Below are 25,411 nucleotides of genomic sequence, written 5' to 3'. Positions count from 1 at the left end.
ATGGCCATGAAAACTAGTAATAATCGCTTTCAGGACCGTGTCACAAAAGAGCTTGAAAATCAATTTATGCGTAGCGCTGTTTCCAGAGCTCAGGACCGCTTTCAAACACGTCGTCTACAACAAACTCAGGAACTTGGAGATTGGGAGGAATGGCGTTCACATGGAGAGGAAATACGGAAACATGTTTTAGAAAATCTTGATTATTATCTATACCAATTAAGTGACAATGTTGCCAAAAGAGGTGGACATGTTTTCTTTGCTCAAACTGCACAAGAAGCAACAGCCTATATTCAAGATATTGCGAAACAGAAAAATGCTGCTAAAATTGTGAAGTCAAAATCGATGGTAACCGAGGAAATAAACCTTAATGCTGCATTAGAGGAACTAGGCTGTGAAGTGATCGAAACGGACTTAGGTGAATACATTTTGCAAGTTGCCGATCACGAGCCCCCATCTCATATTGTGGCTCCTGCTCTGCATAAAAACAAAGAGCAAATTCGAGATGTGTTTAAAGCAAAACAGAGCTACACTCAATCGGAAAAGCCCGAGGAGCTTGCTCTTTATGTGCGTGAAAAACTACGCGATGAATATTTAACTGCCGATATCGGTATAACAGGCTGTAATTTTGCCATTGCTGAAAGTGGATCGATTACGCTAGTCACCAATGAAGGCAATGCTGATTTAGTTACGGCTCTGCCAAAAACTCAAGTCACTGTAATGGGAATGGAAAGAATTGTTCCTACCTTTGAAGAAATGGAGGTTCTTGTTAGCTTATTAACACGTAGTGCTGTAGGGCAAAAGCTGACAAGCTATATTACCACGCTTACAGGAATTAAAGAAGAGGGTGAGACAGATGGGCCTGAGGAATTCCATTTAGTCATAGTGGATAATGGTCGCTCAGCCATTCTTGGTGGCGAATTTCAGCCTATCTTACAATGCATTCGCTGTGCCGCCTGTGTCAATGCTTGCCCTGTTTATCGTCATGTCGGTGGGCATACGTATGGCTCTATCTACTCGGGTCCGGTTGGTGTAGTACTCTCTCCGTTATTAGGAGGCTATGATGATTTTAAAGAGCTCCCCTATGCCTCAACGCTATGTGGTGCCTGTACGGATGCTTGCCCTGTAAAAATACCTTTACATCAGCTTATTCATAGACATCGTCAGGTCATTGTTGAAAATGAAGGCAAAGCACCCGTTTCCGAAAAGCTACTAATGAAGGCATTTGGCTTAGGAGCATCCTCCCCTACCTTGTATAAGATGGCTACAAAAATGGCCGCTCCTGCAATGGCTCCCTTCACGAATGACCATACGATTACTAAAGGTCCAGGTCCTTTAAAAGCATGGACTGAAGCACGGGATTTCCCTGCACCGAATAAAAACAGTTTCCGAAATTGGATGAAGCACCGCACAAAAGGAGATGAGGAATCATGACTGGTACCATGCAGCATCGAGAGAATTTTTTAGCAAACATTGCACAGCAGTTAGGGCGTTCCCCTATTACAACGCTTCCACGCCCCACGTGGCAGTATCAACCACAAAATCGTACATTAAAAGATGCCACGAGAGACGAATTACTAGAGATTTTCATGAAACAATGCGCCAATATTCATACGAATATTGTGATTTCCAATTGTGCCAAGCTTTCTCAAGATTTGCAATCTGTTGTGGACCAATATGGCGGACAATCCATCATTAGTTCTAGGGACGAGCGATTTCAAGAATTCGGACTATCTGAATTAATGACAGAAAAATGGCCGCAGTCTAATATTCAGTACTATGAATGGAATTCACAGCAACCACAGGAAAATATCCTACATGCTGAAAAAGCCAATATAGGCATTACTATTAGCGAGATGACACTTGCTGAATCTGGGACGGCTGTACTTTTTAGCAGTAGAGATCAAGGAAGAAGTATTAGCTTCTTACCAGAAAAATCGATCATTTTAATCCCAAAAAGTACAATGGTGCCTCGTATGACACAAGCAGCACGGTGGATTCGTGAAAAAATCAACAACGGAGAGAAAATTCCTTCCTGTATTAATTTCATTACAGGTCCTAGTAACTCAGCAGATATCGAAATGATTTTAATCGTTGGTGTACATGGCCCGATTCAAGCTACCTATATCGTCATTGAGGATCGTTAAGCCCATTAATAAAGTAAAGCCTTTGATCTCAACTATGGCAGGTACTTAATAATTCTCCTATAGTAAAAAATGACAAAAGGTATCGAGCATTTACGTCACGATACCTTTTGTCTATAGTCAGACATGCATTTATGTTGTTGAATGAGGGACACTTTTTGTTATGCCTTCTTTTTCATAATACTCTGGATGTGCTTCTTTTAAAATGGAAGTGCGTAGCATCACAAGTGAAATGGTAATGATAATGACACTCGTAACAGGTAAAATGATTGTGGCCGGTATTGCATCATATAATACGCCATAAACAACCATACCTATTGGCATCATAGACATTGCCATTGTTTCCATTAGACCGAAAACGCGTCCGCGGAATTCTTCTGAGATGATTTTTTGCATATACACCCCTATTGGCATATTTATCCCCATTTCAAAAATGGCAAAAATAAAGTAAATGATTAGGTAGAAACTTACAATCGCGATATAGGAAAAATTCGTGACTAACGGAATGATTGCTAAGGCGAGACTACCTGCTAACAGTAATAAGCTTATTTTTGAGAAACGTAATGGCGCTTTGACTTCTGGTCTTGTTGCAAAATAAAGAGAGGCTATCAGCATACCTGCTGCTCCTGATGCCTCTATAAAACCAAAATGTGTTGATTTTACTTTCAGCAATTCAATAATAATATATGTTCCTCCAACGGCAATCGCAGAAAAAAATAGATTAATCCATAATGCCACCCACATGATTGTTTTTATAACTTTTCGTTGTTTAATATAATGGAAGCCACCTTTAAGCCCTTCCCACACCTTCTCCTTCTTCACATCTTCCCCTCTAGTACTATAGAGTTTAAAATCCATTGTTGCCTCTAAGCAAAACGCCATGATATACGCTACGATATTTACCATTAAAAATATATCAATATTGAAAAATCCATACATCATGCCGCCAATGACTGGTCCCCCAATGGCAGCCACCGACATTGATAATTGATTAAATGACATCGCGCGCTGTAAACGTTCTGGATTTACAAGTGTAGCAATTGCAGATGAAAACGTGACCCCAGAAAATGCGGAACATATTGTATTAAAGACTGTAGCTATGTAAATAGCATAAACCGACATCCCTACCGTTTCTGTATAAATCAGTAATCCCCCTACGGTCAAAATGGTTCCTGCCTGTGCTAATAAAATCGTTCGTTTTTTTGAAAAATTATCCGCTACATAACCTGCCAAGGGTGCTACGAGAGCACGAGGTAACACTGAACAAATCATATTGGTCGCAAAGCTCATGGCTGACCCTGTCATGGCTAATATATACAGGCTAAAACCAAACGCCATGACATTTGCCCCTAACATGGCAATCATTTTACTCGCTGTAAAAGTCCATAAATGATAGGTCGCCTTTCTTAATTTCTCCGTTTCATTCATCTTAAAAACCCCTCCATTTTTTAGTTGAATTAAAAAGTTTAATTTTATTAAACAAAATATACCATAGCTTCCTCTTTTCACGCAAGAAAAAGTTTAATATAATTAAACAAAAGGAGGCGAGGCAGTGAACTCTCTAGGCGCACGAATTCGCAAATTAAGGAAAGAAAAAAAATTAACATTAGAGGCGCTTGCCGGTGATCGTCTAACAAAAGGAATGCTAAGTCAAATAGAAAATGAAAAGGCCAAGCCCTCTATGGAAAGCCTGGACTATATTGCTGAACGGTTAGGTGTCAAGGCTAGTGAATTACTCGAAGAAGTAGCACCCTCATCCATTCGTTCACTTTTAGAGCAGGTGGAAATTTTATTTGCAGAGGTAAAATGGGGAGACATAGTTCGCTATCAAGAAATTGTTGATTTAATCAAGCCATCAGTCGAGGGACTTCCTCATAGTTATGAAGCAGGCCGTTTATTGTATATATACGCTGTCACACAGTATGAAGCAGGATTAACTTCATGGGAAACATCCCTCCTACAAGCGCGCACTATCTTTAAAGAAATTAATTTACTTAGCCATTGGTTCAAAACATTCATCCTGCAAATGTCCATATTAGCGGGAAAACGTCAATATGACCTCGCCTATGCCTGTATTTTACAGGCACAAGAAATTATCAAACAAGAGGATTATCAGCTTGATTCTCGTGACGCTTTATTAATGGCGTATTATACAAGCATTTTACAGCTTGCCATCGGAGAACATGAAGAAGGGAAAAAATTAATAAACGAGACGATTACGAATGCTCATAAAAATCAGCTGTTTTATAAAATTGATGATATGTATCGTATAGGAGCGTATTGCGCGATGATTGACCATGACTTTGAACAAGCAGAGCATATGTTTATGAAGCTGGAGCAATATCGGGCTTTTGCTGAGCGCGCACTAGTAGATGCTTTCATCTTTATTTTACGAGCACATTATAATAATAATTACATGTTTAATTATGAGCAGGCATTAATCGAAATTGAGAGCTTTAATAAGTTGAAGCATGTGGATTTAGATATTTTGGATTCAAACTATTATTATGCGGAAAAAGGAAAGTCCCTATATTTACTCGGTCGTTATGAGGAGGCTAGAGCTGTATTTGAGCATTTTCAAAAAGCACCTAATTTTGTCAGCCATCCATATGATATTTTAGGCTTAAATGAATGCTTTTCCTATAAGGCCCTTTGCTATGCACATTTCGGGGAACTTACAACCGCCTACGACATTGCGAAAATGGCTTACACTGATTCACTGGATTTAGTTGATTTACCTTATAAACGCAAAATTGAAGAAGTCTATATGACAATTAGGGCACAAATTGATTCTAATTCCTACTAGTAAAGGGATTGCACTACTTCGTGCAATCCCTTGTTCTTACTGCTGATGATCTTCTTTTATTTGCTTATGAATTTTGCGCAATGCTTTTTTGGAACCACGCTCTATATCATGCTGAAGCTTACGTTCTTGATAGTCGACAAATAAAGTCTCAAGATCATATCCTTCAGGGTATAGTTCGGTTGCCGGTAGCTCTAATGCAAGTCGTTTCACATGAACTTCTAGCATCTCACCCTTATAGTACACAGTGACATTATAGAACTGATTCATTTCTTGATAAACAAGCCCGACATCATCATGATCCAATAATTTCACTCGGTCCCCCTTGGCAAATTCAATGATGGCTGCCCTGCCAGCTTTCTCTACTTTCGGCTTTCGAATTTTACTATCCTGCACACGAGTCAGCTGATAATCCTTATGATTCATATAATCTTGCGCTCGTTGTAAAACCTCTGCACGGACATTCATTTTTTTAGAAATCCAAAGTGCATTACTCTCTCCAGACGTGCCAATCATTAACTGATACAAAGGCTCTAATGTTTCACTATTAAATCGCATAGCCGCATTCATAAAGTCTGGGTGCATCTCTGAAAATCGTTTAATTTCTCCGTAATGTGTTGTCGCTACTGTGATACAGCCCATTTGATAGAACTCTTCTAAAATCGCAATAGCCAGTGCTGCACCCTCATTCGGCTCAGTACCACTGCCGATCTCATCCAATATTAATAGTGTATGATTGTTGGATGCTCTCATAATGTCGGAGAGATTTTTCATATGGGATGAAAACGTACTTAACGCATTTTCCATACTTTGATTGTCACCTATATCAACAAAGATATGATCGAATATAGCCAATTCAGTACCCTCATCTGCCACAATATGAAAGCCTGACATTGTCGCCAATGTTAATAAGCCAATTGTTTTCAACACGACCGTCTTGCCACCAGCATTTGGTCCAGTAATAATTAAGCTCCTGTAATCTTTCCCTATCGTAAATTGAAGTGGTACAGCGTTTCCTGGTAATAAAGGATGTCTGCCATTGATTACTTGAATGTAGCCATAATCATTTAAGCGTGGCTCCATGCCACCAATTTGTTTACTAAATTTTGCTTTAGCAAAGACCATATCATATTGGCTAATCAACTCCATATTTATATGGAGGGCGTGAAGATGATCCATTAAAAGCCCTGATAAAGATGCTAATATCTGATACTCCTCCACCGCTTCTTCAGCCTTTAAAGTAGCTAATTCTCCATTTAATTTAGCCACAATACTTGGCTCCATAAAAACGGTTGCCCCTTTTGAGGAGATTTCCACTATCGTCCCCTGTACATGATTTTTATAGGAAGCCTTAATTGGAATCGTATAGCGATCATCCTTTTGACTAATAAAGAACTCCTGTATATACGTTTTGTTGGCACTGTTGTTGAGGAATTTTGTTAAGCGTTCTTTTATTTTTTCCTCTGTCGTTTCGATATGATGACGAATCCGCTTTAATTCTCGACTAGCAGCTGAATCGACACGATTAGCTTTTATAGCAAAGTTTATTTCTTCCTCCACATTTTTAAATTCGGCCATTGAATTCGCGTAAGATGAAAGAACTGGCGCAAAAAATTCTTTATCTAACATGAATTTTTTAATGTTACGACAGCCTCTTAAAAAGTCCGACATGCTGATGAGCTCACTGGGGTCCAAGATCATCCCTTTTGCCAGTTTGGTCATGATATGCTCAATATTGGATACACCTAAAAATGGTACATGACCCTCCGCATCTACGATTACACGGGCCTCAGTTGTTTCATTCAAGCGAGTTTTTACAATTGCTAAGTTTGAGCTGGGCATTAATTTATCTAATAACTGTTTCCCCAACCCACTTACACAATAGGATTTAACGATATCTTTTAATTCTTGGTATTGTAACTTCTCAAGAGTAGTAAAATTCATTTATTTATGCTCCTCATTCTGATTTTTATCATTCATGAAGATACCTACCCAATATTAGATAGCAATGAAGTGTTAAACAAAATAAAAAAAGCTGTGAGGAATCCCCACAGCTCTATCTTCAAAAGGCGAGTGTTCATAGCACTACAAATAAAACCTCATTTTCTGAAGTTTCATCCATATATGCACCGCTTGATAAAGTATTGTAGGTATCTACATAGGTTTTGAAATAAATCCATGACCAAATAAGGGGTCTGTTCATGACATATATCCCCTGTCGCCATATCATTTATTTCATTTATTTTTTACCTAGTTAGAACCTACCGCACTCACAAAAAGCACCTCTCATTTTATATCATTGTTATCTAATTATTGACATCATCTTACTATATGCTGACTAAATTGTAAAGGTGCGGCTCAATATTGTGCAAATAAGAAAAAAGACTTGTAGAAAATTCTACAAGTCTACTGATTTATGATGGGCTTTTCTCGTTTCTATAATCTTGGAACCTGAGAATAGTAATAATGCTGCCCAAATGATGCTAAATGCTAAAAGCTCTGTCTGACTAAATGGCTCTTTGTACAGTACAATACCCAAAATCAAAACAATGGTTGGTGAAACGTATTGGATAAAGCCCAATAAATATAATGGAATATTTTGTGCACCTTTTGCAAATAGGATGAGTGGTACAGCTGTTACTAAACCACTGAAAATCATCAAAATATCTGTTTTTACGTCAACATGTAAAAACGAAGCTTGATGGGTTGAAAATAGATAAACATAATAGCCTAAGGCAAATGGTAGGATCAATAATGTTTCAATAGCTAATCCTCTTGTAGCATCCAGTGTAATTTTCTTCTTCAATACGCCGTATATAGCAAAAGATAGCGCAATTAACAGTGCTACCCATGGCACAGAGCCATAATTAATCGTTAAAATAATAACGGCCAGAAAGGCAATTCCTGTCGCTACCCATTGTGCGCGACTTAGCGATTCTTTAAAGAAAATCACTCCAAAAATAACAGACAAGAGCGGATTTATATAATAGCCTAAGCTTGTTTCAATTAAATGGTTATGGGTAACTGCCCAAATATACAAGTACCAGTTCATTGAAATGACGAAGGAAGCACCCGCAAGCTGCCAGAAATGCTTTTGATGTGACCATAAATATTTTAAGTCCGCTATAAGGTCTTTACGCATTCGAAATACGATGACAGCCAGTACAGTAAAGACAAACGACCAAATCACTCGGGATAATAAAATCTCCATACTTGGTACATGTTCAAGTAGTTTCCAATAGAGAGGAAAGGCACCCCAAAAGGCATAGGCAAAAAATGCCGCCAAAACCCCTTTTTTCTCATTTGACATTGCCACTAACGCTCCTACTCTTAGTGAAATCAATAGCGACCTCACATAATGTTAAACTAGTTAAAGAATAGACTCATTATAGGGCTTTGAGTGGCAACTGTAAATGCCAAATTTCTTAACTACTTCTATCACCGTCCATCCTTCTGCTCTGATTCTAGCTCGGAGATATATTTGCGCACTGTACTATAGCTAATATCTGGATTGATTTGGCGTTTGATGCGTATATGAATTTCCTTTATGCCAACCCCCTGCTCTCGCATATTTTTTATCATTGACTTAAGTGGTCCTGTTAGTGACTCCCTCGACAAAGACGTATATTTACTTAATTCAATTAGTAGCTCCGTATTTTGTTGTCGTAGCACCTGCATTTCCTCTACCACGCAATTATATTCCGTTACTTTTTTTTGAAGGACTATGTTTTGCTGCTTTGATTTTTGCAAGTCCTCTGTAAGTGCTGCATTTTGTTTTTTTAATATTTTGCATTCTTGTTCTATTCCATTTTGCTTTTTATCTAAATCGGTATGTCTAGCACTGTACACTTTTTCTTTTTGCAATAACTCTAAATAACGGCTTTGTGGAATAAGCATTAAAGTTTCAGCTGCGCTAAGAGCAAGCGTTCCATCTTCAAAAGGCTCATACGACAATGTAGAGGAACTTATTTTATTGGTCATCATTTCACTCCTCCACGAATTATTTCATGTAATCGTAAAGCTTTGTATAACATCTGTTCGCTTCCTTTTTTATTTGATAATCATTCTCATTTAATTTTATCATAATCAGTATTTTACTTTTTGTCAAAGAACATATAACACATACAAATAAAAAAGCTTCTTGCAACGTTTTCTACAAGAAGCTTCCATTATTACATTTTTTTCAATTTTTCATATTCTAATTGCAAACGTTCAATACGTTTACGACCCTCTTCACGACTTCTGGCTGTTTCAGCTTGAATTTGCTTTGTTTCTTGAATACCAGTCATAATCGTTTGCCATGTTGTTTCAATTGTTTCAATTTTTATGCTTGGGCTGCCTGCAGCACGTGCAATATTCACGCTGTTTTTACTAATGTTTTCAGCATTACGCACGAGCATTTCATTCGTACGACGATCTAGCTCACTCATAGAATCGGAAATAAGCTTTTGACGCTTTAAAGTAACTGCATGAATTAAACCTTGTTTGAAAATAGGGATTGTCGTCACAAAGGCTGAGTTAATTTTCGCAATTAAATGGTTATTACCTTGTTGCATTAAACGTATTTGAGGTGCGGATTGGAATGATACTTGCTGCGCCATTTCTAAATCATAGCGACGTTGCTCTAATAATTCCACTGCACGTAGCATTGTTTCATATTCCATTGCTGCTAATTGATCGCCAGTTTGAGCCTTTTGCTCAAGGGCTGGTAATGTTGAACGAACATCTTCTATCTTTACTTCAATTGCAGCAACAAATTTACTTAAAGATTGGAAGTAATTTAAATTTTGATCATATAGATTTTCAAGATCAATTGTATTACGCTTCATTTCACCTTCATATTTTTGAATTTCACGGTAAATCACATCTACTTCCTTATTCATGCTGTCATATTTAGATAGGAATCTTTCCAATTGCTCTTTTCCTTTATTAAAGAGCTTGGAGATGAAGCCACCCTTTTTCTCCTCTGAAAAATCTTGAGGATCAAATTTATCCATAATTTTATTCAAATTATTTAATAGGACACTCGATTCTTCTAGTTTGCTGGACTTCATAGTAGCCAGCATTTTATCTGAAAAAGTAGAAATGCCACTTGCTGTTTCCTTACCAAGCTCTAGCATGGCGATTTGATCTTTAACATCAATGCGTTGAGCAAGTGCATGAACCTCTGGATCTTTCTTTAGCATAAGCTGGTTTTGCGCAATTTGTGATAGCTCTTGCTCAGAAACAAGTACCGGCTTTTGTTCAGGCTCTTGTTGCATAAGTGGATTAGGCTGTAATAAAGGATTTTCAGAAGCGAATGGGTCCTTGGATTTTAAAAGATCATTGTTGAATTCAGACATACGTTTTACCCCCTGCAATTTATCTCTACAATTTACTTACGATTACCTTGGAAAAAGGTTTCATTACGATAGAAAGACAAAACCAATTTCATGCTCTTTTTTAAATTATAGCTTCTTTCTAAACAAAATTCGACTGATTACGCAAATTCCTTTACATTGTTTTCTATCATTGGTATGGAACGACCAAAAGCAGCTACATCATCGTGTAGCTGCTTAACACTTAAGTTGTTACCTTTAATACTGTTTTTATTTTTTGAATGACACCGCCTGAGCTATATGTCAGTACACTGCGTTTATAGAACGATAAACTAAATAGGTACACGACTATAATCGTTGCGATTAAAATACCTAGAGATAGCAATGGCACTATACCCCCGATATCAGTAGCACCTATCCTCATTGGCATAATCATTCCTGATGTTAACGGGATATAAGAGAATATTTTAATGATGATTGTATCTGGATTACCCATCCCTGTTAGCATGACATAGAAGCCGATTATCGTAATAATCATGGCCGGCATTAATACTTGACCTGCTTCTTCAACTTTCGATACTAATGAGCCGAATAATGCGCCAATGATAAGATATAGGATAACCGTTAGCAATAAGAATACAATGGCATAGATAACGTAACCAACTGACAGCTCTTTGACAATGTCAGCCGCCATATCCCAAACTATTCCGCCTTTTACGAGTTTAGCATAGATGAGGAATACTGCTGCAAGAATACCCATCTGTGTTAAAGCGAGTAATAATACACCTGCAATTTTTGCTTTAAAATGAGTAGTTGGCTTGACACTTACTAAAAGCATTTCCATTGCTCGCGAGCCTTTTTCAGAGGCAATTTCAGTCGTAATCATAGATAGGAATGTAGAAATAAAGAAATAAATTAAAATCCCAACTGCATAGGAAACAACTAAGCCTGATTGCTTTTCTTCTTCACTTTTCCCACCCGTTGATTCCTCATTTAAGTTTTTAGTGGAAATCGTCGTTTGTGCGGCCATAATTTGTGCTGCCTGTTCAGGTGATAGTGATAATTGCTGAACCGCATAGTGCTGACCAGCATATTGCAATAAGGATGACAATGTCGATTGATCGTTTAATTTCAATGGTGTAAACGTAGCAATTTCTGCTTGTAGCTGACCGCCTTGATCCTTAATTGTCACAATGGCATCTAGCTTGCCATCCTTTACCTTTTTTTCAAGTGCTGGTATATCCTTTTCATCTTGGATAAAAGCCATGTCCCCATTGGAAACAAAGATACCACTTAAATCAGCGGACGTATCATTGATAATGGCAATTTGCTGTGCTTCATCATCACCTGTAAAAAGCTCTTTAATTTCAGACCAGAAAACAGCTACAGACATTACAAGTACATATAAACATGTCATTAAAATAAAGGATTTTGATTTTATTTTTGATTTATATAATTGTTTCATTAATAAATTAAACTTCGACAACATTGCCACCTACCTTATCTTTAAAGATTTCATCTAATGATAAATAATCCAAGCTGAATTTTTCGATATACTTCCCATTGGAAAGCTGCTCAAAAATACTTTGGGCATAGCTTTCATCCACTAATGTAAGAACGGTTTGTTCCTTCTCTACACGTACTTCCTTGACGCCTTCTAACGCCAATAGCTGTGTGGTTGACCAATCTGTTCTTACGGCCAGTTTTGTTTTGCCATATTGCTTCTTTAAATCTAGTAGACTACCAGAGAATAACGAAACACCTCTTTTTAATAGGCATAAGTGATCACAAAGTTCCTCAACATTATCCATTTGGTGACTAGAGAACAAAATGGTTGTACCCTGTTCCTTTAAAAGGAGAATGGCATCCTTTAATAAGTCTTTATTAACCGGGTCCAATCCACTAAACGGTTCATCTAAAATTAAAAATTCAGGTTTATGGATAAAGCTGGCAATAAGCTGTACTTTTTGCTGGTTTCCCTTTGATAGCGTTTCAGCCTTATCTTTACGTTTTTCCTCCAGCTCAAAACGTTGAATCCAAAAATCAATTTCCTTTTTCAGCTCCGCCTTTTTCATCCCACGTAACTCACCAAAAAAGTATAACTGCTCCTCGACTTTCATCGTTGGGAAAATACCTCTTTCCTCTGGTAAATATCCTAGGACATCTCGGTTAATCGCATTAACTGGCTGACCATTCCATGTAATTGTACCTGCTGTTGTCTCCTGTAAATCTAAGATCATACGGAAAGTGGTTGTTTTCCCCGCACCATTTTGGCCAATTAGACCAAAGATTTCACCTTTTTCAATTGTAAAATCCAATCCATCTACAGCCGTAAAATCCTTATACTTCTTCGTGACATGCTGTAACTGTAAAGTCATGTTGTCATCCTCCTTACCCTTCGAATATATGTAAATTTTCCTTCAATCTTTTTTTACGGTTTGCATTTTTTAAAATAGAGATACACACCATTATGGATACGATAAAATTTAAACACCCTACACTGGTGTTGACTACTTTTAAAGATGGCCCCCACGTTCCTAACGAAAGATTATAAAGACCAGCCACTATATTGACTAGCAACAGTACGATAAAAATACGATTCATCGATTTTATATAGCTAATTTTAGAGGTAGTATCTGAGAATAATTCAAATGGCCCCTCTGCCTTTGGTTTTCGGTAATATGCCCAACCACCGAATTTGTACACACATTCTATATTCATCATCTCTAGAAACTCAAAATAATCCTTCGATTTCCTATTCACAAATTCATTTCGATAAATATATTGTTGTGGTGTTCCTTTTTCAAAAACAAAAAAACCTACAATTGCTTTTTTAAGATTCCACCCCCGATCTGCCATTTCATTGACCCACCGTTCTTCCTTTTCATAATCTACAAAAAAACGGTAAATTCTTTTTTCCATCCTCTCACCCCTTATAGGAAGTTCTTTCACTATTTTCTGATTTCCCAGAAAATAATGGACGTCCACTAATCTGAAAATATATTTAGCTCTTTCTTCAATCGATTGCGTACACGTATAAGCCTATATAATGGGAATGAGAATAATAGGACAAATGCATATGGATTAATCATTAATCGATATGTATGCATATTATTCAGCTCCTCTCGTTATACGGATACCATTGTCAAAAAGTTCCCTTAATCTTAAAATTTCGTATTCAACTACCTTTTCTCCAGTTTCTGTTATTACATATTCTTTCTTTCGACCGTCATCGTCGAGCGCCTCAATCCAGCCTCGTTCTAGCAAAGTTTTAATGGCCCCATAAATGGTACCAGCGCCTAAGCGTACTCGCCCACTGCTCATTTCCTCTACTAATTGCATAATGCCATAACCATGTCTAGGCTCATATAAAGCTAATAAAATATAATATACGCCTTCAGTTAACGGCGGATGCTCCTGTGTCATACAATCCCCCTTTATATCGTCCACCAATATATCGTCAGCCGATACAAATAAAATATATCAGTCGTCGATATAGTTGTCAATATTCTTGTTGACGATTATTTCATTGAAATGGATTATTATGTTGCAGAGAAGCATGCACTGTGTTAGCATGTAAGTGATTACTTGCATGAAAGGAAGTTTATGTTTGACAACAAAGGGAACCGCAGAACGAATCATCGAAGCTGCTCTACAATTGATTAGCGAAAAGGGCTATACTGCCGCAACAACGAAAACGATTGCTGAATTAGCAGGCGTCAATGAAGTTACACTTTTCCGCCATTTTGGCAATAAGCGTGGCCTCTTGAAAGCCATAGTTGAACAATTTTCGTATTATCCTCTTTTACAACAGGAGATCCATCAAAATGTTACGTGGGAATTAGAAAAGGATTTATTAAACTTTTCTTTAAAGCATTTTGAATTCTTAATGTCGATTAAAGATTTGGTAATGATTGGCTTTAAGGAGTCCATTCAGTTTCCTGAAATCAGTGAGGAAATTGCAAATATCCCTCTTTTGATCAAAAAGGAACTCTGCCAGTACTTTCAAGAAATGCAACAGCGAGGGAAGATAAGAGAGGTTGATTTTGAAGCTGCCGCATTATCGCTTATTGCGCTTAACTTTGGCCATTTTATGTCACGTGCACGTCTTGGTACTATGGTGTCTGACATACCAACCGAAGAACTATTACAGACAAGTGTTGCTATTTTTTCTAGGGGACTCGTTTCCTAGAAAAAATTTTTCCTTCCAATGCAAGTAAGTACTTACTTTATAAAGGGGTAGTTTAACAATGAAAGGTTTACAAACTTTATTGAGCGTTCGTGAAACATATATTGGCATTGTTGCTGCGATTGCCTTCCAATTAATTTTCTTTACAATTTGGATGACAGCCTATGACGGTGTCAATGAGCGAGCTGATGAATTATCGATAGGCTTCGTTGTGGAAGATACGGGGATGGGACAACAAATTGTAAAGGATATGGAGGACAACATTCCATTTACGGTAAAAAAATATTCCTCGTTGAAGCAAGCAGAGCATGCCCTAAATGAACGCCAAATTAATATGATTATGCAAATTCCCGCAAATTTTACGAATCAACTTCAGACTGGAGAAAAAGCAGAAATCATCTATTCGATTAATCAGGCCAATGCTAGTATGGCCAAAAACATGATGGATAGTGTCGCTAAGCAATTAACAGAAGAAATGAACCGAATGCTCTACCCATTACAACAAAATCAGGCAATCGAGGTTTTTTCCCAACAATTTGCACAGCTTCCTTTTGAGCAAAATACCTCCCAGCAAATAAACGCATCTGTCCATACAACCATGATGTCAATTAAAGATCACGCCGTCGATGCTACTATTCTTAAAACGAATGATGTGAAGGGGTTTGCAGCAAACTTTATCCCACTTATGGTCATTATATCCTCCTTTGTAGGGGCAATGGTGATGATTATGCAACATCAGCAAGCCGCACAAAAGGTACAAAGTATTCTCTCAAAATGGCAATTGTTCTTTGCACGACAGCTGCTCAATGTTGGAGTAGCTCTTACTTTACCATTCCTTACAATCGGTTTAATGCATCTATTTACTATTTCGAGCAATGAAAGCTTTCTATCCATCTATCTCTTCCAATCTGTGATGTTCCTAGCTTTCCTTTGCCTAGCCCAGGTTTTCGTCATTCTTTTTGGAAATATCGGCATGGTCTTCAATATTTGTGCCCTATCCCTCCAACTAGTAACCTCTGGAGTGCTCGTTCCAAAAACCATGCTATCTGAAGGTTACAAGCAAATAGCTGCTATGCTACCCGCTTCTTACGGTGCCGATGGCTATTACACTATTATTTTCGGAGGAAGTGCCGATAATTTGCTACAAAATAGTAGCTCCTTAGGTATCATCATACTTGTCACTCTGACAATCGCTACAGTGACCGTAGCAATAAAACCCGCACTTGCTAAGAGTTCTAGTTAGTTGTATTTTATAGCCCCTAGGCTCTGTTCCTTCGGTGATGGACAGAGTGGGGGCTATCCCTTTTGAGCATTTTATCCACCTCTTTTCATGCTCGATCCATCACTTTCTGCGTTTTATTCACCTCTTTCTGCTCTACCCACCATTTCGAACATTTTTCAGTATGGCAGCTAGCTGCTGATTTAAGACGGTCACGCTGTCGCTAAAGTCGCCACGGTACCATTGGATAATGAGTCCGATAATCGCGTTTGCTTGGTAGGCGCTATAATAATCAATTGAAATCGATGCTGTCATTTGATGTTCGTGATGCAGGGTGATATCTCTCTTTAGCAATGAGTAAATTCCATCAAACAGCATGTAATAATACGTTAATGGAACGTTTTTGGAAAACACAATTCGATAAAACATTTTAAAGCGTTCAATATGGTGAAAAATACGAATTGTGTCTGGATCTAGTTGGTGTGTATCCAATGTTGTCACGGCACGGTAAGGTTCTTCGTAGGACTGGTATAAATCCTCCATAATCTCTTGAAAGTATTCTTCAAAGAGTCCTTCTTTTTGCTCGTAATGCAAATAGAATGTCCCCCTATTCACCTTGGCCTCTCTACATATTTCCGCAATAGAAATCTGCTCCAATGGCTTTTGACTAAGCAGTGTCAATAAAGCTGAGTGTAAGGCTTGCTTTGTTTTAATAACTCGTAAATCTGTTGTAGACATTTTTTCAGCTCCTAAGTAAACAGTTTTTCCAAAAGTGTTGATTACTCAACACATCCAGATATTTTGCATATTGAAATCGCTTTCATATTTATTATATGATTTTAATGAACAGATGTTCAATATCTATAAAAAATAGTATGAGGAGGTCTTTGAGATGAGATTAGAAGGTAAAGTAGCCATAGTCACAGGTGCAGCTTCAGGTATGGGGAAAGCTATAGCAGAGGGTTATGCAAAAGAGGGTGCTAAGGTTGTCGTTTCAGATTTAAATATAGAAGGTGCCCAAGCTGTGGTGGAAGGCATTCAAGCGGCTGGGGGTACAGCTTTTGCCATTCAAACAAATGTCGCATCAACAGAAGACTTACAACGTTTATTTGATGAAACAAAAAGGTACTTTGGTCAATTAGATATTTTAGTCAATAACGCCGGTATCATGGATGGTATGGAGCCAGTCGGGGAAATTTCTGATGAACGTTGGGATAAAGTATTTGCGGTTAATACAACAGCCGTGATGCGCTCCATGCGTATGGCAACAGACATTTTCCTCGCCCAAGGACATGGTGTCTTTGTCAATAATATTTCCGCTGGTGGCTTATATGGTGCACGAGCAGGAGCTGCTTACACTGCGTCTAAACATGCCGTTGTTGGATTAACTAAAAATACAGCCTTTATGTATGCGGATAAAAATATTCGCTGTAATGGTATTGCACCAGGGGCAGTTATGACGAATATCGCCTCTTCCATGACAAATATGAGTCAAACAGGTGCAGCACGCCAATCACTTGGTTTATCGATTAATCCTCGTGCTGGTCAACCTGAGGAAATTGCCCAATTAGCTATTTTCCTTGGCTCTGATGAAGCAAGCTTTGTGAACGGGCAAGTTATTGCGGTAGATGGTGGCTGGACAGCTTACTAATATAGTAAAACAGCACGCACAGCTATCATTTTCTGTGCGTGCTTCTTTATTATTATAGTACTTTTTTAGAAGGAATTAGAGCTCCAAGTATTGCTCCAATGATTGCTGGCAATATCCACCCTAACCCAATATCATAAAATGGTAAGATTGATGAATAAGCCTTCTCTACAGCATCCAATACACGTAATTGTGCTTCAGGTATACTTGCCACTAAAGCTTTATAGCCGTCAATTACGCTAATGAAAAATGTGAAAATCATTGCGATGGCATACACCGCTTGCTTATTGTGAAAGTACGATGAGCTAAGAGCCAGTAAAATTAAAACAATCGCAAGTGGATATAGGAACATCAGCACTGGGATGGCGAATTGTATAATATTGTTTAATCCGAAGTTGGCAATGACAAAGGATACGAGACACAATAAAAAGACAAACCATTTATAGCTTACTTTCGGAAACACTTCATGGAAGAATTCACTACATGAAGTGATTAAGCCGATACTTGTCTTTAAACAAGCGAGCACAATGATAACGGCTAATAAAATAGCACCGAACGAACCGAAATAATGATCTGCCACTGCGGAAAAAATTAATCCCCCATTCTCAAAGGTACCTACCGCAGAAATACTGGAAGCGCCCATATACGTAATCAGGCCATAAATAAGCATCATTAGGGCCATTGCAAATATACCTGACGTCCATGTCGCCTTCGCTATTTCCTTTCGATCGGAAATGCCTGCACTTTTAATTGCATTAATGACCACAATCCCGAAAGCAAGGGAAGCTAAAGCATCCATCGTATTATAGCCCTCTTTAAAGCCTGTCATAAAGGCAGCATCTATATAATCGCCCATTGGTTGTTGGAAATCCCCCATTGGCTTTACGATACTCGTAATAATTAAAATGAATAATACAATTAAAAAGGCTGGTGTTAAATATTTACCAATGTAATCCATAATTTTCGCTGGATTTAACGAAAAATAATAAACGATGGCGAAAAAAATGAAGCTAAACACGGCCAGCAATAATGTAACATGCTGTGCTTGAATATAAGGCTCAAAGCCCACTACAAATGGTACGGTCGCAGTACGTGGAATGGCAAAAAACGGGCCAATTGTTAAGTAAAGGGCTAGTGAAAAGACAATACCGAAGATGGGGTGAACACGGCTCGCTAGATCGCGCAAACCGTTACTACCTGATAAGCCAATCGCTAAAATTCCTAAAAATGGTAGACCGATAGCCGTGACTAAAAATCCGATTAACCCAAGCCAAAAATTGGTCCCTGCTAGTTGACCTAATTGGATTGGAAAGATAAGGTTCCCTGCTCCAAAATACAGACCGAATAACATAGTGCCGATGACTGCATAGGTTGAGAAAGGTATTTTTTGTTGCATAATTGATGTGCTCCTTAGAAGTTTTTAACTATAGCAAATTATTTTAATCGAATGATTTTTCATTACAATTCAATTATGTTATCAAGCATTTATTATAATTACAATAGTTTTTTTGAATATAGTAAACTTAGTATAAAAAAAAGAGCTGTCCTCTGACAGCCCCTCCTTAATTTGCAACTGACCACTCAATATGATCTAAAAATTTATAAACATCTTCATATACTTTATCACGTTCTTTATCCAACGTAATTATATGACCTGAATTTTCATACCAAATGATTTCTTTGTCATCAGTTTCTACAGTATTTAAAATGAAAGGTGCACTTTCCTGATAAAGCTCATCATCCAATGACCCTTGTAGTACTAATGTTGGAGCTTTAATCGTTGATAAATCATCTCGTGTTTCAGTCGTTAAACGTGTTACACCATCTAATGAATCTTTTGGAGAAATACGTAATTCATGTAATTCTGAAATAATTTGATCTTTTGATTTATTTTCGAAATGTTTATATAAACGAGCATAGTGGTACAAACGTGTAAATAAGCCTTTTGAGTTATCTCGTGTAATCGGTGCACACATCGCTACACATGCTTTTACTGGAAATGTCTCTGCAACCTTCAGTGAGAAAACACCACCAAGTGAAATGCCAACAACTGCGATCTCTTCATAGCCTTTACTTTGAAGGAAGTTATATCCTTCTACAACATCGTTCCACCAGTCTTCTGGTTTCGTTTCTAATAGTGCTTCTGGTTCTACTCCGTGCCCACTATAAATCGGTGCATGAACGGTATAACCTCGTTGAGATAAAAATTCTCCTAGCTTTTTCACATCTTTTGTGCTACCTGTGAATCCATGCAATAATAGTACGGCTTTTTTGCCTCCCTCAATTGTTAGAGGTTGTGGCTTTGTTAACTTCATTTTAGGATATCCCCTTCACGGAAATTATTAATTGTGTATTTTATGTGTCTATCTTAACACCCTTTATTCATAATGTACAATTTATAGTTTTTATCAAATCAATGTCTACCATGCATGAATGATGTCAACTTAACACCTGTACTATCACACTTTCTGCTACTTAACTTTTCCATTCTTCTAATTAAAAGCAACGTCTGTTTAAAAAGTTTTTGCCACCTATACTTCCTCTTTGTTTCCCGTTATAATGCAGTTAACTTAAAAATTACGAGAATAGAGGTGAAAAAATGGAGTGGCAACAATTAGAATATTTTGTAACCGTTGCAAAGTTAGAACATATGACACGTGCTGCCGAGGCATTGGCAATTTCACAGCCAGCGTTAAGCCGTTCAATTTCAAAGCTGGAGGAAGAACTAGGTGTCCCGCTTTTTGATAGGCAGGGGCGTTCCATAATGCTCAATCGCTATGGTGAACTTTTCTTATATCGTGTACAACGAATGCGTAAAGAATACGAGAAAGCAGTATTAGAATTACAAGAGCTTAATAATCCGGAGCTTGGGGATGTGTCACTCGGTTTTTTACACACTCTTGGGACTAGTATTGTACCAGACTTAATTCGTGCTTTTCGTCAGAAGCACCCCCATATCCGTTTTCATTTCACACAAAATTACTCACATTCTCAGTTAAAGCAATTGCTTGCTGGCGAATTAGACCTATGCTTACTAGCAGCGATTGATACAGAGCCTCCCGTTAGCTGGAAGGAGCTATGGCGAGATGAGTTATTTATTATGGTTCCGATTGACCATCCTCTTGCCCATCGCAAAAGCATAAAAATGAAAGAATTGGAACATGAGAACTTTGTGCTTATGAAAAAAGGGTATGCCCTCCGCCGCTCAGCTGATCGCTTGTTACATGCTGCGGGCATTAAGCCAAAAATCTCTTATGAAGGTGATGAGGTTTCTACCATTGCAGGTTTTGTGGGTGCAGGACTCGGGGTATCATTGCTTCCTGATGATGAGGATTTGAATCCGAAAAAAATCGTCAAAATCCATGTAGAGGATATGGTTTGTGAACGTATTATTGGCATGGCCTGGATTGACAATCGTTATTTGTCCCCATCTGCACGCCAATTCCAACAATTTGTCTTTGATTTTTATGAAAAGAAAATGGCTCCTCCCTCTCAGGAAAGCTAAAGCGGTAGGTTGCCCAATGCAGCCTACCGCTTTTTATTATACGTCTATATACTTCACCCTACAGGAATGAAAATCCGTTAAATCTCCTTCTATCTGCAAGAAGCCTTGCTCAATCATAGTCATTATTCGTTTCATCATGAATTCATCACTAATATAATCATCCAAGGCAACACTAATAGTACTGATTATAGGCATAAGTAAAAGCCATTCTTCATTATATTGTACATGCAAATCCTTCACACTGGCAATGATGAGCGTATCCAGTGCATCTTCCTCGACATGTACAATACCCTCTTTCCACAATCGGAGTGGACTTGAATGCTCTTTAAGGTCTTCCCATTCCTTGGCAAGCTGTTGACATTCCTGAACTGAAAATCGTTTTGCGTAAGGACGAAGCTTCATCAGCATTTCTGAGGAAAGCTCTCCTGTATGACGAATATCGAGATGAGGTTGAATTTGCTTCAGTCCATCTGTTACGTCAATCCCATAAACCATGCTACATTTATGAATAAACTCACTCATAACATAGCGTAGACCAATCTGTTCATGTGTATTTTGACTATACCAAACCCAAACATCCACATCACATGGCAGTTCGGCCATTTTTTTCTTCCAGCTTTCATACATATCTACGTATAATTGCTGTTCTTCATTATCCTTCAAAATATGAGTGTTTAACCATACTATGCGCTCTTCTAAGCTGTGAAGAGGTCCAAAAGAGAAATCATCATGAACACTTAAAACTGATTCATTACGTTGCAAAAGATGTTGGCGTATAGCAAGCTTCATGGAACCCTGGGTTGCTAAGCTAAAAGTTATATGTAAAATAGCCATGTGAATTCCTCCTACTGTTATGCTAATGGCAATCTGTATCCCGATAAATGTAAAGAGGATACCTTGAACCATATTAATTGCTTAGCCATCACAGGCGTTCCAATCATGACGGATCTAACTTTCCCTGCAATCATACTAAACAATAAAAATATTAATAATGCTTGTACCTAAAAATACTATACCCAAAATCAGCGTTTAAAACCCAATATGTTCAAATGATGAATTGAAGACTGTGGTAACAATGCAAAGAAAAAACTATCCCTTTTCTATATCATATAAAATAAGATTACGAGGTAAATGGGTCTCCTTTATCGAAATGACTCATTGCATCATGGAAATCTCCAATAATGCCCTTCCTTCACTACTTTCAGCAAACTATTTTCATTATACTACATGCCGTACTTGCCTTTAGCTGTAAGTTTATGACTTTATTAAATTTTTTTCGTGAACATACGTTTCACCATTAATGCTCGCTTAAACAACACTTTTCTTCTTTATTCCATTATAATAGAAGAAACTCATGATACAATAGATGAATTCAATAAGAGGTGATTATTAGTGGCAGTTAGTGATATTGTTTCACTGTATGAAGACGAGCACGGTGAGGTGTACTATAAAATGAAGTCCCATGACATTGAGGTGAAAGCTACACAGAATACAGGCTTAGCTCCTGTAATCACTTATTGGATGAATGACATAGATATTACGGACTCTATTAGAGATTTACGCTTTAGTCCACGTCCTCCATCTAGCTATATTCAAGATTACGAGGAATTTCAAGCAATGCTTTATGCGAAAGAACAACGTGCCATTAACAAGCTTTATGAACAAATGAGCATAAAGCCAAAAAACATGTCCTCGGGAAAACAAGTACTATGGAGTTTCTTTGTAATGTTGCTAGCAATGCTCCCTCTTTTCATCGCCATTTGGTGGTTTAAATAAAAAATTCATGCCCTTTCTATCTTTTTTTCTCAATTTATCAAAACTTTCAAGTAATTTCCCTCATCATCTTGACAGGCTTTTGGAAGTAGTGCATTCTTTACTCAATAGTTGAAAAACTTTATGATGAGAAAACGAACGAAGATCAGTAATTAGTATCTGCTTGAACAGAGAACGATGTCCATCGGCTGCAAGACATTGTGCAAGAAAAGACTAATGAACCTACTTCGTCTATCGTCCTAGCTAAACTAGGCGCAGTCTCTAGCGTTATGAGGAAAGTGGAATGTCGCACGATATTCAATGTAGGTGGTACCGCGGAAAGCAACCCTTTTCGTCCTAATTTTTTAGGATGAAAAGGGTTTTTTATTTTTGACAATTGGAGGTAGTGTGGTGGAAAAAAAGAGAATTGTCGTCAAGATTGGGAGTAGCTCTTTAACAAATGCAAAAGGCGAAATCGATAAAGTTCGTTTAATGGATCATGTTCAGGCAATCGCGGAGTTGAAAAAACAAGGACATGATGTATTACTTGTGTCATCAGGTGCAGTAGCAGCAGGCTTTAAACAGCTTGGCTACCCGGCTCGTCCTGTTACGGTAAAGGGCAAACAGGCAGCAGCAGCTGTAGGGCAAAGCTTACTTATTCAATCGTATAGTGCATTATTTAGTATTTATGATATATTGCCTGCTCAGATTTTACTGACGCGCACTGATTTTTCTAAAAAAGAATGCTATAAAAATGCCTATGCTACTTTCGAGGAATTGCTTGAGCGCTCGATGCTACCCATCATTAATGAAAATGATACCGTTTCTATAAGTGAGCTAACCTTTGGCGACAATGATATGCTGTCTGCCCTTGTTAGTGGACTTGTTCATGCAGATCAACTCATCATATTAACAGATATTAATGGCTTATATAACGCCAACCCTAGCAAAAACCCTCAGGCAGAGCGAATTGATTATTTAACGTCCATCACGGACGACTTGTTAGACTTTGCAGACAGCACAGGGTCAAAGGTTGGAACAGGCGGCATGGCATCGAAGCTACTGGCTGCCCGTACAGCTTTACAGGCTGGAGTTAAAGTTTTTATCGGAACAGGTTATGGCGCTCAAAAGCTTGTTGATATTTTAGCAGGGCGTGGTGATGGAACTTATGTCGGACATGATGACCTAGCCGTGTTAAAGAATCATAAACAGTGGATTGCACTCGCGGAAATATCTGGTAAAATTTTTATAGATAGAGGTGCTGAACAAGCACTAATGGTCAATGGCAAAAGCTTGTTACCTGCTGGTGTTTTTCAGGTTGAAGGTGATTTTAACAATGGTGATGTAGTTGAAGTGTATTGTGAACAAGGTTTACTAGGACGTGGTGAGGTGCTGTATTCATCACAAGAACTTTTGTCCGCTATGGGCAAACGGACAAATACATTATCGAAATGCCCGATTGAGGTCATTCACAGGGATAAATGGCTGAAAATTCAAACTAAATAAGGAGGTCTGAACATGGTAAGTGAAATTCAAGAAAAGGGAAAATGTGCCAAAGCCGCTAGCTATATGTTAAATATTAAAACTACATGTGAGAAAAATGAAGCGCTGACTAAAATTGCTGAACAGCTATTGATGGACCAACAAGACATCTTAGAAGAAAATGCAAAAGACCTTATCAATGGAGAGCAACAGGGGATGCCCTCTTCTACATTAGATCGCATCATGCTCAATGAAGAACGCATAGTAGCGATGGCTGATGCCATTCATTTACTTGTCTCTCTCAAGGACCCAGTTGGCACAGTTATCGAACGTATAGATAAAGGTAATGGCCTACACATCGAAAAGCGCATGGTCCCACTTGGTGTCATTGGAATGATCTATGAGGCAAGACCAAATGTTACGGTTGATGCCGCGACACTTGCCCTAAAAACAGGAAATGCCGTCATTTTACGAGGGAGCTCATCTGCTAAGTTTTCAAATAATGCTCTCGTAGCAAGTATTCATCGTGCATTGGCGAAGACGTCTCTACCAACAGAAGCTGTCCAATTAATCGAGGATACGAGCCGTGAGACCGCTAAAGAATTATTTCATCTAAACGAGTACTTGGATGTATTAATACCTCGAGGCGGCAAGGCTCTTATTGACTTGGTCGTCCGAGAGGCTTCTGTCCCTGTATTAGAAACAGGTGCAGGCAATTGTCATATATATGTGGACCAAATGGCAGATTACATAAAAGCAGAAAAAATTTGTTTAAATGCCAAAACACAGCGTCCTTCTGTTTGTAATGCTGCGGAAAGCTTACTAATTCACCCTGTATGGTTTAAAACATATGGCACGCAACTTTTATCATCGCTCCATAAAGCAGGTGTTACTATTATTGGTGATGAGCGAGTATGCGAGGCATTTTCTGGAGCGCTCCCAGCTACTGAGGAAGACTATGCGACTGAGTTCCTTGATTTAAAAATAAGCGTTAAATTAGTTGAAAATGTTTACGAGGCCATTGAGCATATTCATCATTATGGGACAAATCATTCTGAAGCCATTATAACGGAAGATCTATTGGTAGCGGAAACGTTTTTAACTAATGTTGATGCGGCTGCAGTTTATCATAACGCCTCGACCCGCTTCACGGATGGTTTTGAATTTGGCTATGGCGCAGAAATTGGTATTAGTACACAAAAGCTACATGCGCGGGGCCCCATGGGATTACCTGCTCTCACCTCTACAAAATATTTTATATATGGCAATGGGCAAATTCGCGAATAATGTCATGCTATAGCAAAAAGTATGCTGATAGGGATTATCCCCTTTCCTTTTCGCATTTACTAAAAAA

24 protein-coding genes are annotated in these 25,411 nt (G+C 38.2%); 10 read left to right on the top strand and 14 right to left on the bottom strand.

Annotated elements, in window-relative coordinates:
- The gene (locus tag AC3CH7_RS14315; RefSeq protein ID WP_488381533.1) at positions 1-1,431 is read left to right on the top strand and encodes a LutB/LldF family L-lactate oxidation iron-sulfur protein; all 1,431 of its coding nucleotides are present in this window, start codon (positions 1-3) and stop codon (positions 1,429-1,431) included.
- Positions 1,428-2,144, top strand: coding sequence for a LutC/YkgG family protein (locus AC3CH7_RS14310; RefSeq protein WP_488381534.1), 717 nt, complete (start codon positions 1,428-1,430; stop codon positions 2,142-2,144). The genes AC3CH7_RS14315 and AC3CH7_RS14310 overlap by 4 nt, the downstream gene beginning before the upstream one ends.
- A 129-nt stretch (positions 2,145-2,273) precedes the next feature.
- Here AC3CH7_RS14310 and AC3CH7_RS14305 read toward each other — a convergent pair whose 3' ends face one another.
- Positions 2,274-3,569, bottom strand: coding sequence for an MFS transporter (locus AC3CH7_RS14305; RefSeq protein ID WP_197224957.1), 1,296 nt, complete (start codon positions 3,567-3,569; stop codon positions 2,274-2,276).
- 124 nt (positions 3,570-3,693) lie between these two features.
- On the opposite strand from AC3CH7_RS14305, the gene AC3CH7_RS14300 reads away from it, so the two are divergent.
- Positions 3,694-4,947, top strand: a complete 1,254-nt coding sequence (locus tag AC3CH7_RS14300; RefSeq protein WP_488381535.1) for a helix-turn-helix domain-containing protein — start codon at positions 3,694-3,696, stop codon at positions 4,945-4,947.
- Positions 4,948-4,983: 36 nt separating this feature from the next.
- Here the strand turns inward: AC3CH7_RS14300 and AC3CH7_RS14295 are convergent, their stop codons facing one another.
- The 9 genes from AC3CH7_RS14295 to AC3CH7_RS14255 all read right to left on the bottom strand — a co-directional run bounded on the left by AC3CH7_RS14295 (position 4,984) and on the right by AC3CH7_RS14255 (position 13,688).
- Positions 4,984-6,888, bottom strand: coding sequence for an endonuclease MutS2 (locus AC3CH7_RS14295; protein WP_036167905.1), 1,905 nt, complete (start codon positions 6,886-6,888; stop codon positions 4,984-4,986).
- 454 nt (positions 6,889-7,342) lie between these two features.
- A complete protein-coding gene (gene rarD, locus AC3CH7_RS14290) occupies positions 7,343-8,254 on the bottom strand; it encodes an EamA family transporter RarD (RefSeq protein WP_036161285.1) in 912 nt (303 codons plus the stop codon).
- Between the two features lie 128 nt (positions 8,255-8,382).
- Positions 8,383-8,928, bottom strand: a complete 546-nt coding sequence (locus tag AC3CH7_RS14285) for a hypothetical protein (protein WP_012293903.1) — start codon at positions 8,926-8,928, stop codon at positions 8,383-8,385.
- A 188-nt stretch (positions 8,929-9,116) separates the two neighbouring features.
- Positions 9,117-10,286: a toxic anion resistance protein gene (locus AC3CH7_RS14280; protein WP_036161284.1), complete on the bottom strand. Its 1,170-nt coding sequence runs from the start codon at positions 10,284-10,286 to the stop codon at positions 9,117-9,119.
- A 220-nt stretch (positions 10,287-10,506) separates the two neighbouring features.
- Positions 10,507-11,751: an ABC transporter permease gene (locus AC3CH7_RS14275; protein ID WP_031419581.1), complete on the bottom strand. Its 1,245-nt coding sequence runs from the start codon at positions 11,749-11,751 to the stop codon at positions 10,507-10,509.
- Complete coding sequence (locus AC3CH7_RS14270; protein WP_036161280.1) at positions 11,735-12,640, bottom strand: ABC transporter ATP-binding protein; 906 nt, start codon at positions 12,638-12,640, stop codon at positions 11,735-11,737. The genes AC3CH7_RS14275 and AC3CH7_RS14270 overlap by 17 nt, the downstream gene beginning before the upstream one ends.
- Positions 12,641-12,653: 13 nt before the next feature.
- The gene (locus AC3CH7_RS14265; RefSeq protein ID WP_099805968.1) at positions 12,654-13,184 is read right to left on the bottom strand and encodes a DUF2812 domain-containing protein; all 531 of its coding nucleotides are present in this window, start codon (positions 13,182-13,184) and stop codon (positions 12,654-12,656) included.
- Positions 13,185-13,249: 65 nt separating this feature from the next.
- Complete coding sequence (locus AC3CH7_RS14260; RefSeq protein ID WP_012293897.1) at positions 13,250-13,372, bottom strand: hypothetical protein; 123 nt, start codon at positions 13,370-13,372, stop codon at positions 13,250-13,252.
- Between the two features lies 1 nt (position 13,373).
- A complete protein-coding gene (locus AC3CH7_RS14255; RefSeq protein WP_031419577.1) occupies positions 13,374-13,688 on the bottom strand; it encodes a PadR family transcriptional regulator in 315 nt (104 codons plus the stop codon).
- Positions 13,689-13,854: 166 nt separating this feature from the next.
- Between AC3CH7_RS14255 and AC3CH7_RS14250 the strand changes: the two genes are divergently transcribed.
- Both AC3CH7_RS14250 and AC3CH7_RS14245 read left to right on the top strand, forming a co-directional pair.
- On the top strand, positions 13,855-14,454 hold the full coding sequence (locus AC3CH7_RS14250; RefSeq protein WP_012293895.1) for a TetR/AcrR family transcriptional regulator: 600 nt from the start codon (positions 13,855-13,857) through the stop codon (positions 14,452-14,454).
- Between the two features lie 58 nt (positions 14,455-14,512).
- Positions 14,513-15,694, top strand: coding sequence for a YhgE/Pip domain-containing protein (locus tag AC3CH7_RS14245; RefSeq protein ID WP_099805969.1), 1,182 nt, complete (start codon positions 14,513-14,515; stop codon positions 15,692-15,694).
- 132 nt (positions 15,695-15,826) lie between these two features.
- Here the strand turns inward: AC3CH7_RS14245 and AC3CH7_RS14240 are convergent, their stop codons facing one another.
- Positions 15,827-16,408, bottom strand: a complete 582-nt coding sequence (locus AC3CH7_RS14240; protein ID WP_012293893.1) for a TetR/AcrR family transcriptional regulator — start codon at positions 16,406-16,408, stop codon at positions 15,827-15,829.
- Between the two features lie 154 nt (positions 16,409-16,562).
- On the opposite strand from AC3CH7_RS14240, the gene AC3CH7_RS14235 reads away from it, so the two are divergent.
- Complete coding sequence (locus AC3CH7_RS14235) at positions 16,563-17,321, top strand: SDR family oxidoreductase (protein ID WP_031419571.1); 759 nt, start codon at positions 16,563-16,565, stop codon at positions 17,319-17,321.
- A gap of 52 nt (positions 17,322-17,373) precedes the next feature.
- Here AC3CH7_RS14235 and brnQ read toward each other — a convergent pair whose 3' ends face one another.
- Positions 17,374-18,714 carry a branched-chain amino acid transport system II carrier protein gene (gene brnQ / locus AC3CH7_RS14230; RefSeq protein WP_488381536.1) on the bottom strand — a complete coding sequence of 447 codons (1,341 nt, stop codon included), beginning with the start codon at positions 18,712-18,714 and terminating at the stop codon, positions 17,374-17,376.
- Positions 18,715-18,880: 166 nt separating this feature from the next.
- Complete coding sequence (locus tag AC3CH7_RS14225) at positions 18,881-19,633, bottom strand: alpha/beta hydrolase (protein WP_031419567.1); 753 nt, start codon at positions 19,631-19,633, stop codon at positions 18,881-18,883.
- 284 nt (positions 19,634-19,917) lie between these two features.
- On the opposite strand from AC3CH7_RS14225, the gene AC3CH7_RS14220 reads away from it, so the two are divergent.
- On the top strand, positions 19,918-20,823 hold the full coding sequence (locus AC3CH7_RS14220) for a LysR family transcriptional regulator (protein WP_031419566.1): 906 nt from the start codon (positions 19,918-19,920) through the stop codon (positions 20,821-20,823).
- 36 nt (positions 20,824-20,859) lie between these two features.
- Here the strand turns inward: AC3CH7_RS14220 and AC3CH7_RS14215 are convergent, their stop codons facing one another.
- Complete coding sequence (locus AC3CH7_RS14215) at positions 20,860-21,657, bottom strand: DUF1835 domain-containing protein (RefSeq protein ID WP_197224951.1); 798 nt, start codon at positions 21,655-21,657, stop codon at positions 20,860-20,862.
- Positions 21,658-22,215: 558 nt separating this feature from the next.
- Between AC3CH7_RS14215 and AC3CH7_RS14210 the strand changes: the two genes are divergently transcribed.
- The 3 genes from AC3CH7_RS14210 (at position 22,216) to AC3CH7_RS14200 (ending at position 25,344) form a co-directional block, all read left to right on the top strand.
- Positions 22,216-22,599 carry a hypothetical protein gene (locus AC3CH7_RS14210; protein WP_012293886.1) on the top strand — a complete coding sequence of 128 codons (384 nt, stop codon included), beginning with the start codon at positions 22,216-22,218 and terminating at the stop codon, positions 22,597-22,599.
- A 387-nt stretch (positions 22,600-22,986) separates the two neighbouring features.
- Positions 22,987-24,081, top strand: coding sequence for a glutamate 5-kinase (proB, locus tag AC3CH7_RS14205; RefSeq protein WP_031419564.1), 1,095 nt, complete (start codon positions 22,987-22,989; stop codon positions 24,079-24,081).
- Positions 24,082-24,093: 12 nt separating this feature from the next.
- Complete coding sequence (locus AC3CH7_RS14200; protein ID WP_031419562.1) at positions 24,094-25,344, top strand: glutamate-5-semialdehyde dehydrogenase; 1,251 nt, start codon at positions 24,094-24,096, stop codon at positions 25,342-25,344.
- Positions 25,345-25,411 lie beyond the last annotated feature (67 nt).

It is taken from the genome of Lysinibacillus sp. F12 (genome assembly GCF_057773605.1).
This window is presented reverse-complemented; position numbering and strand designations above follow the sequence as displayed.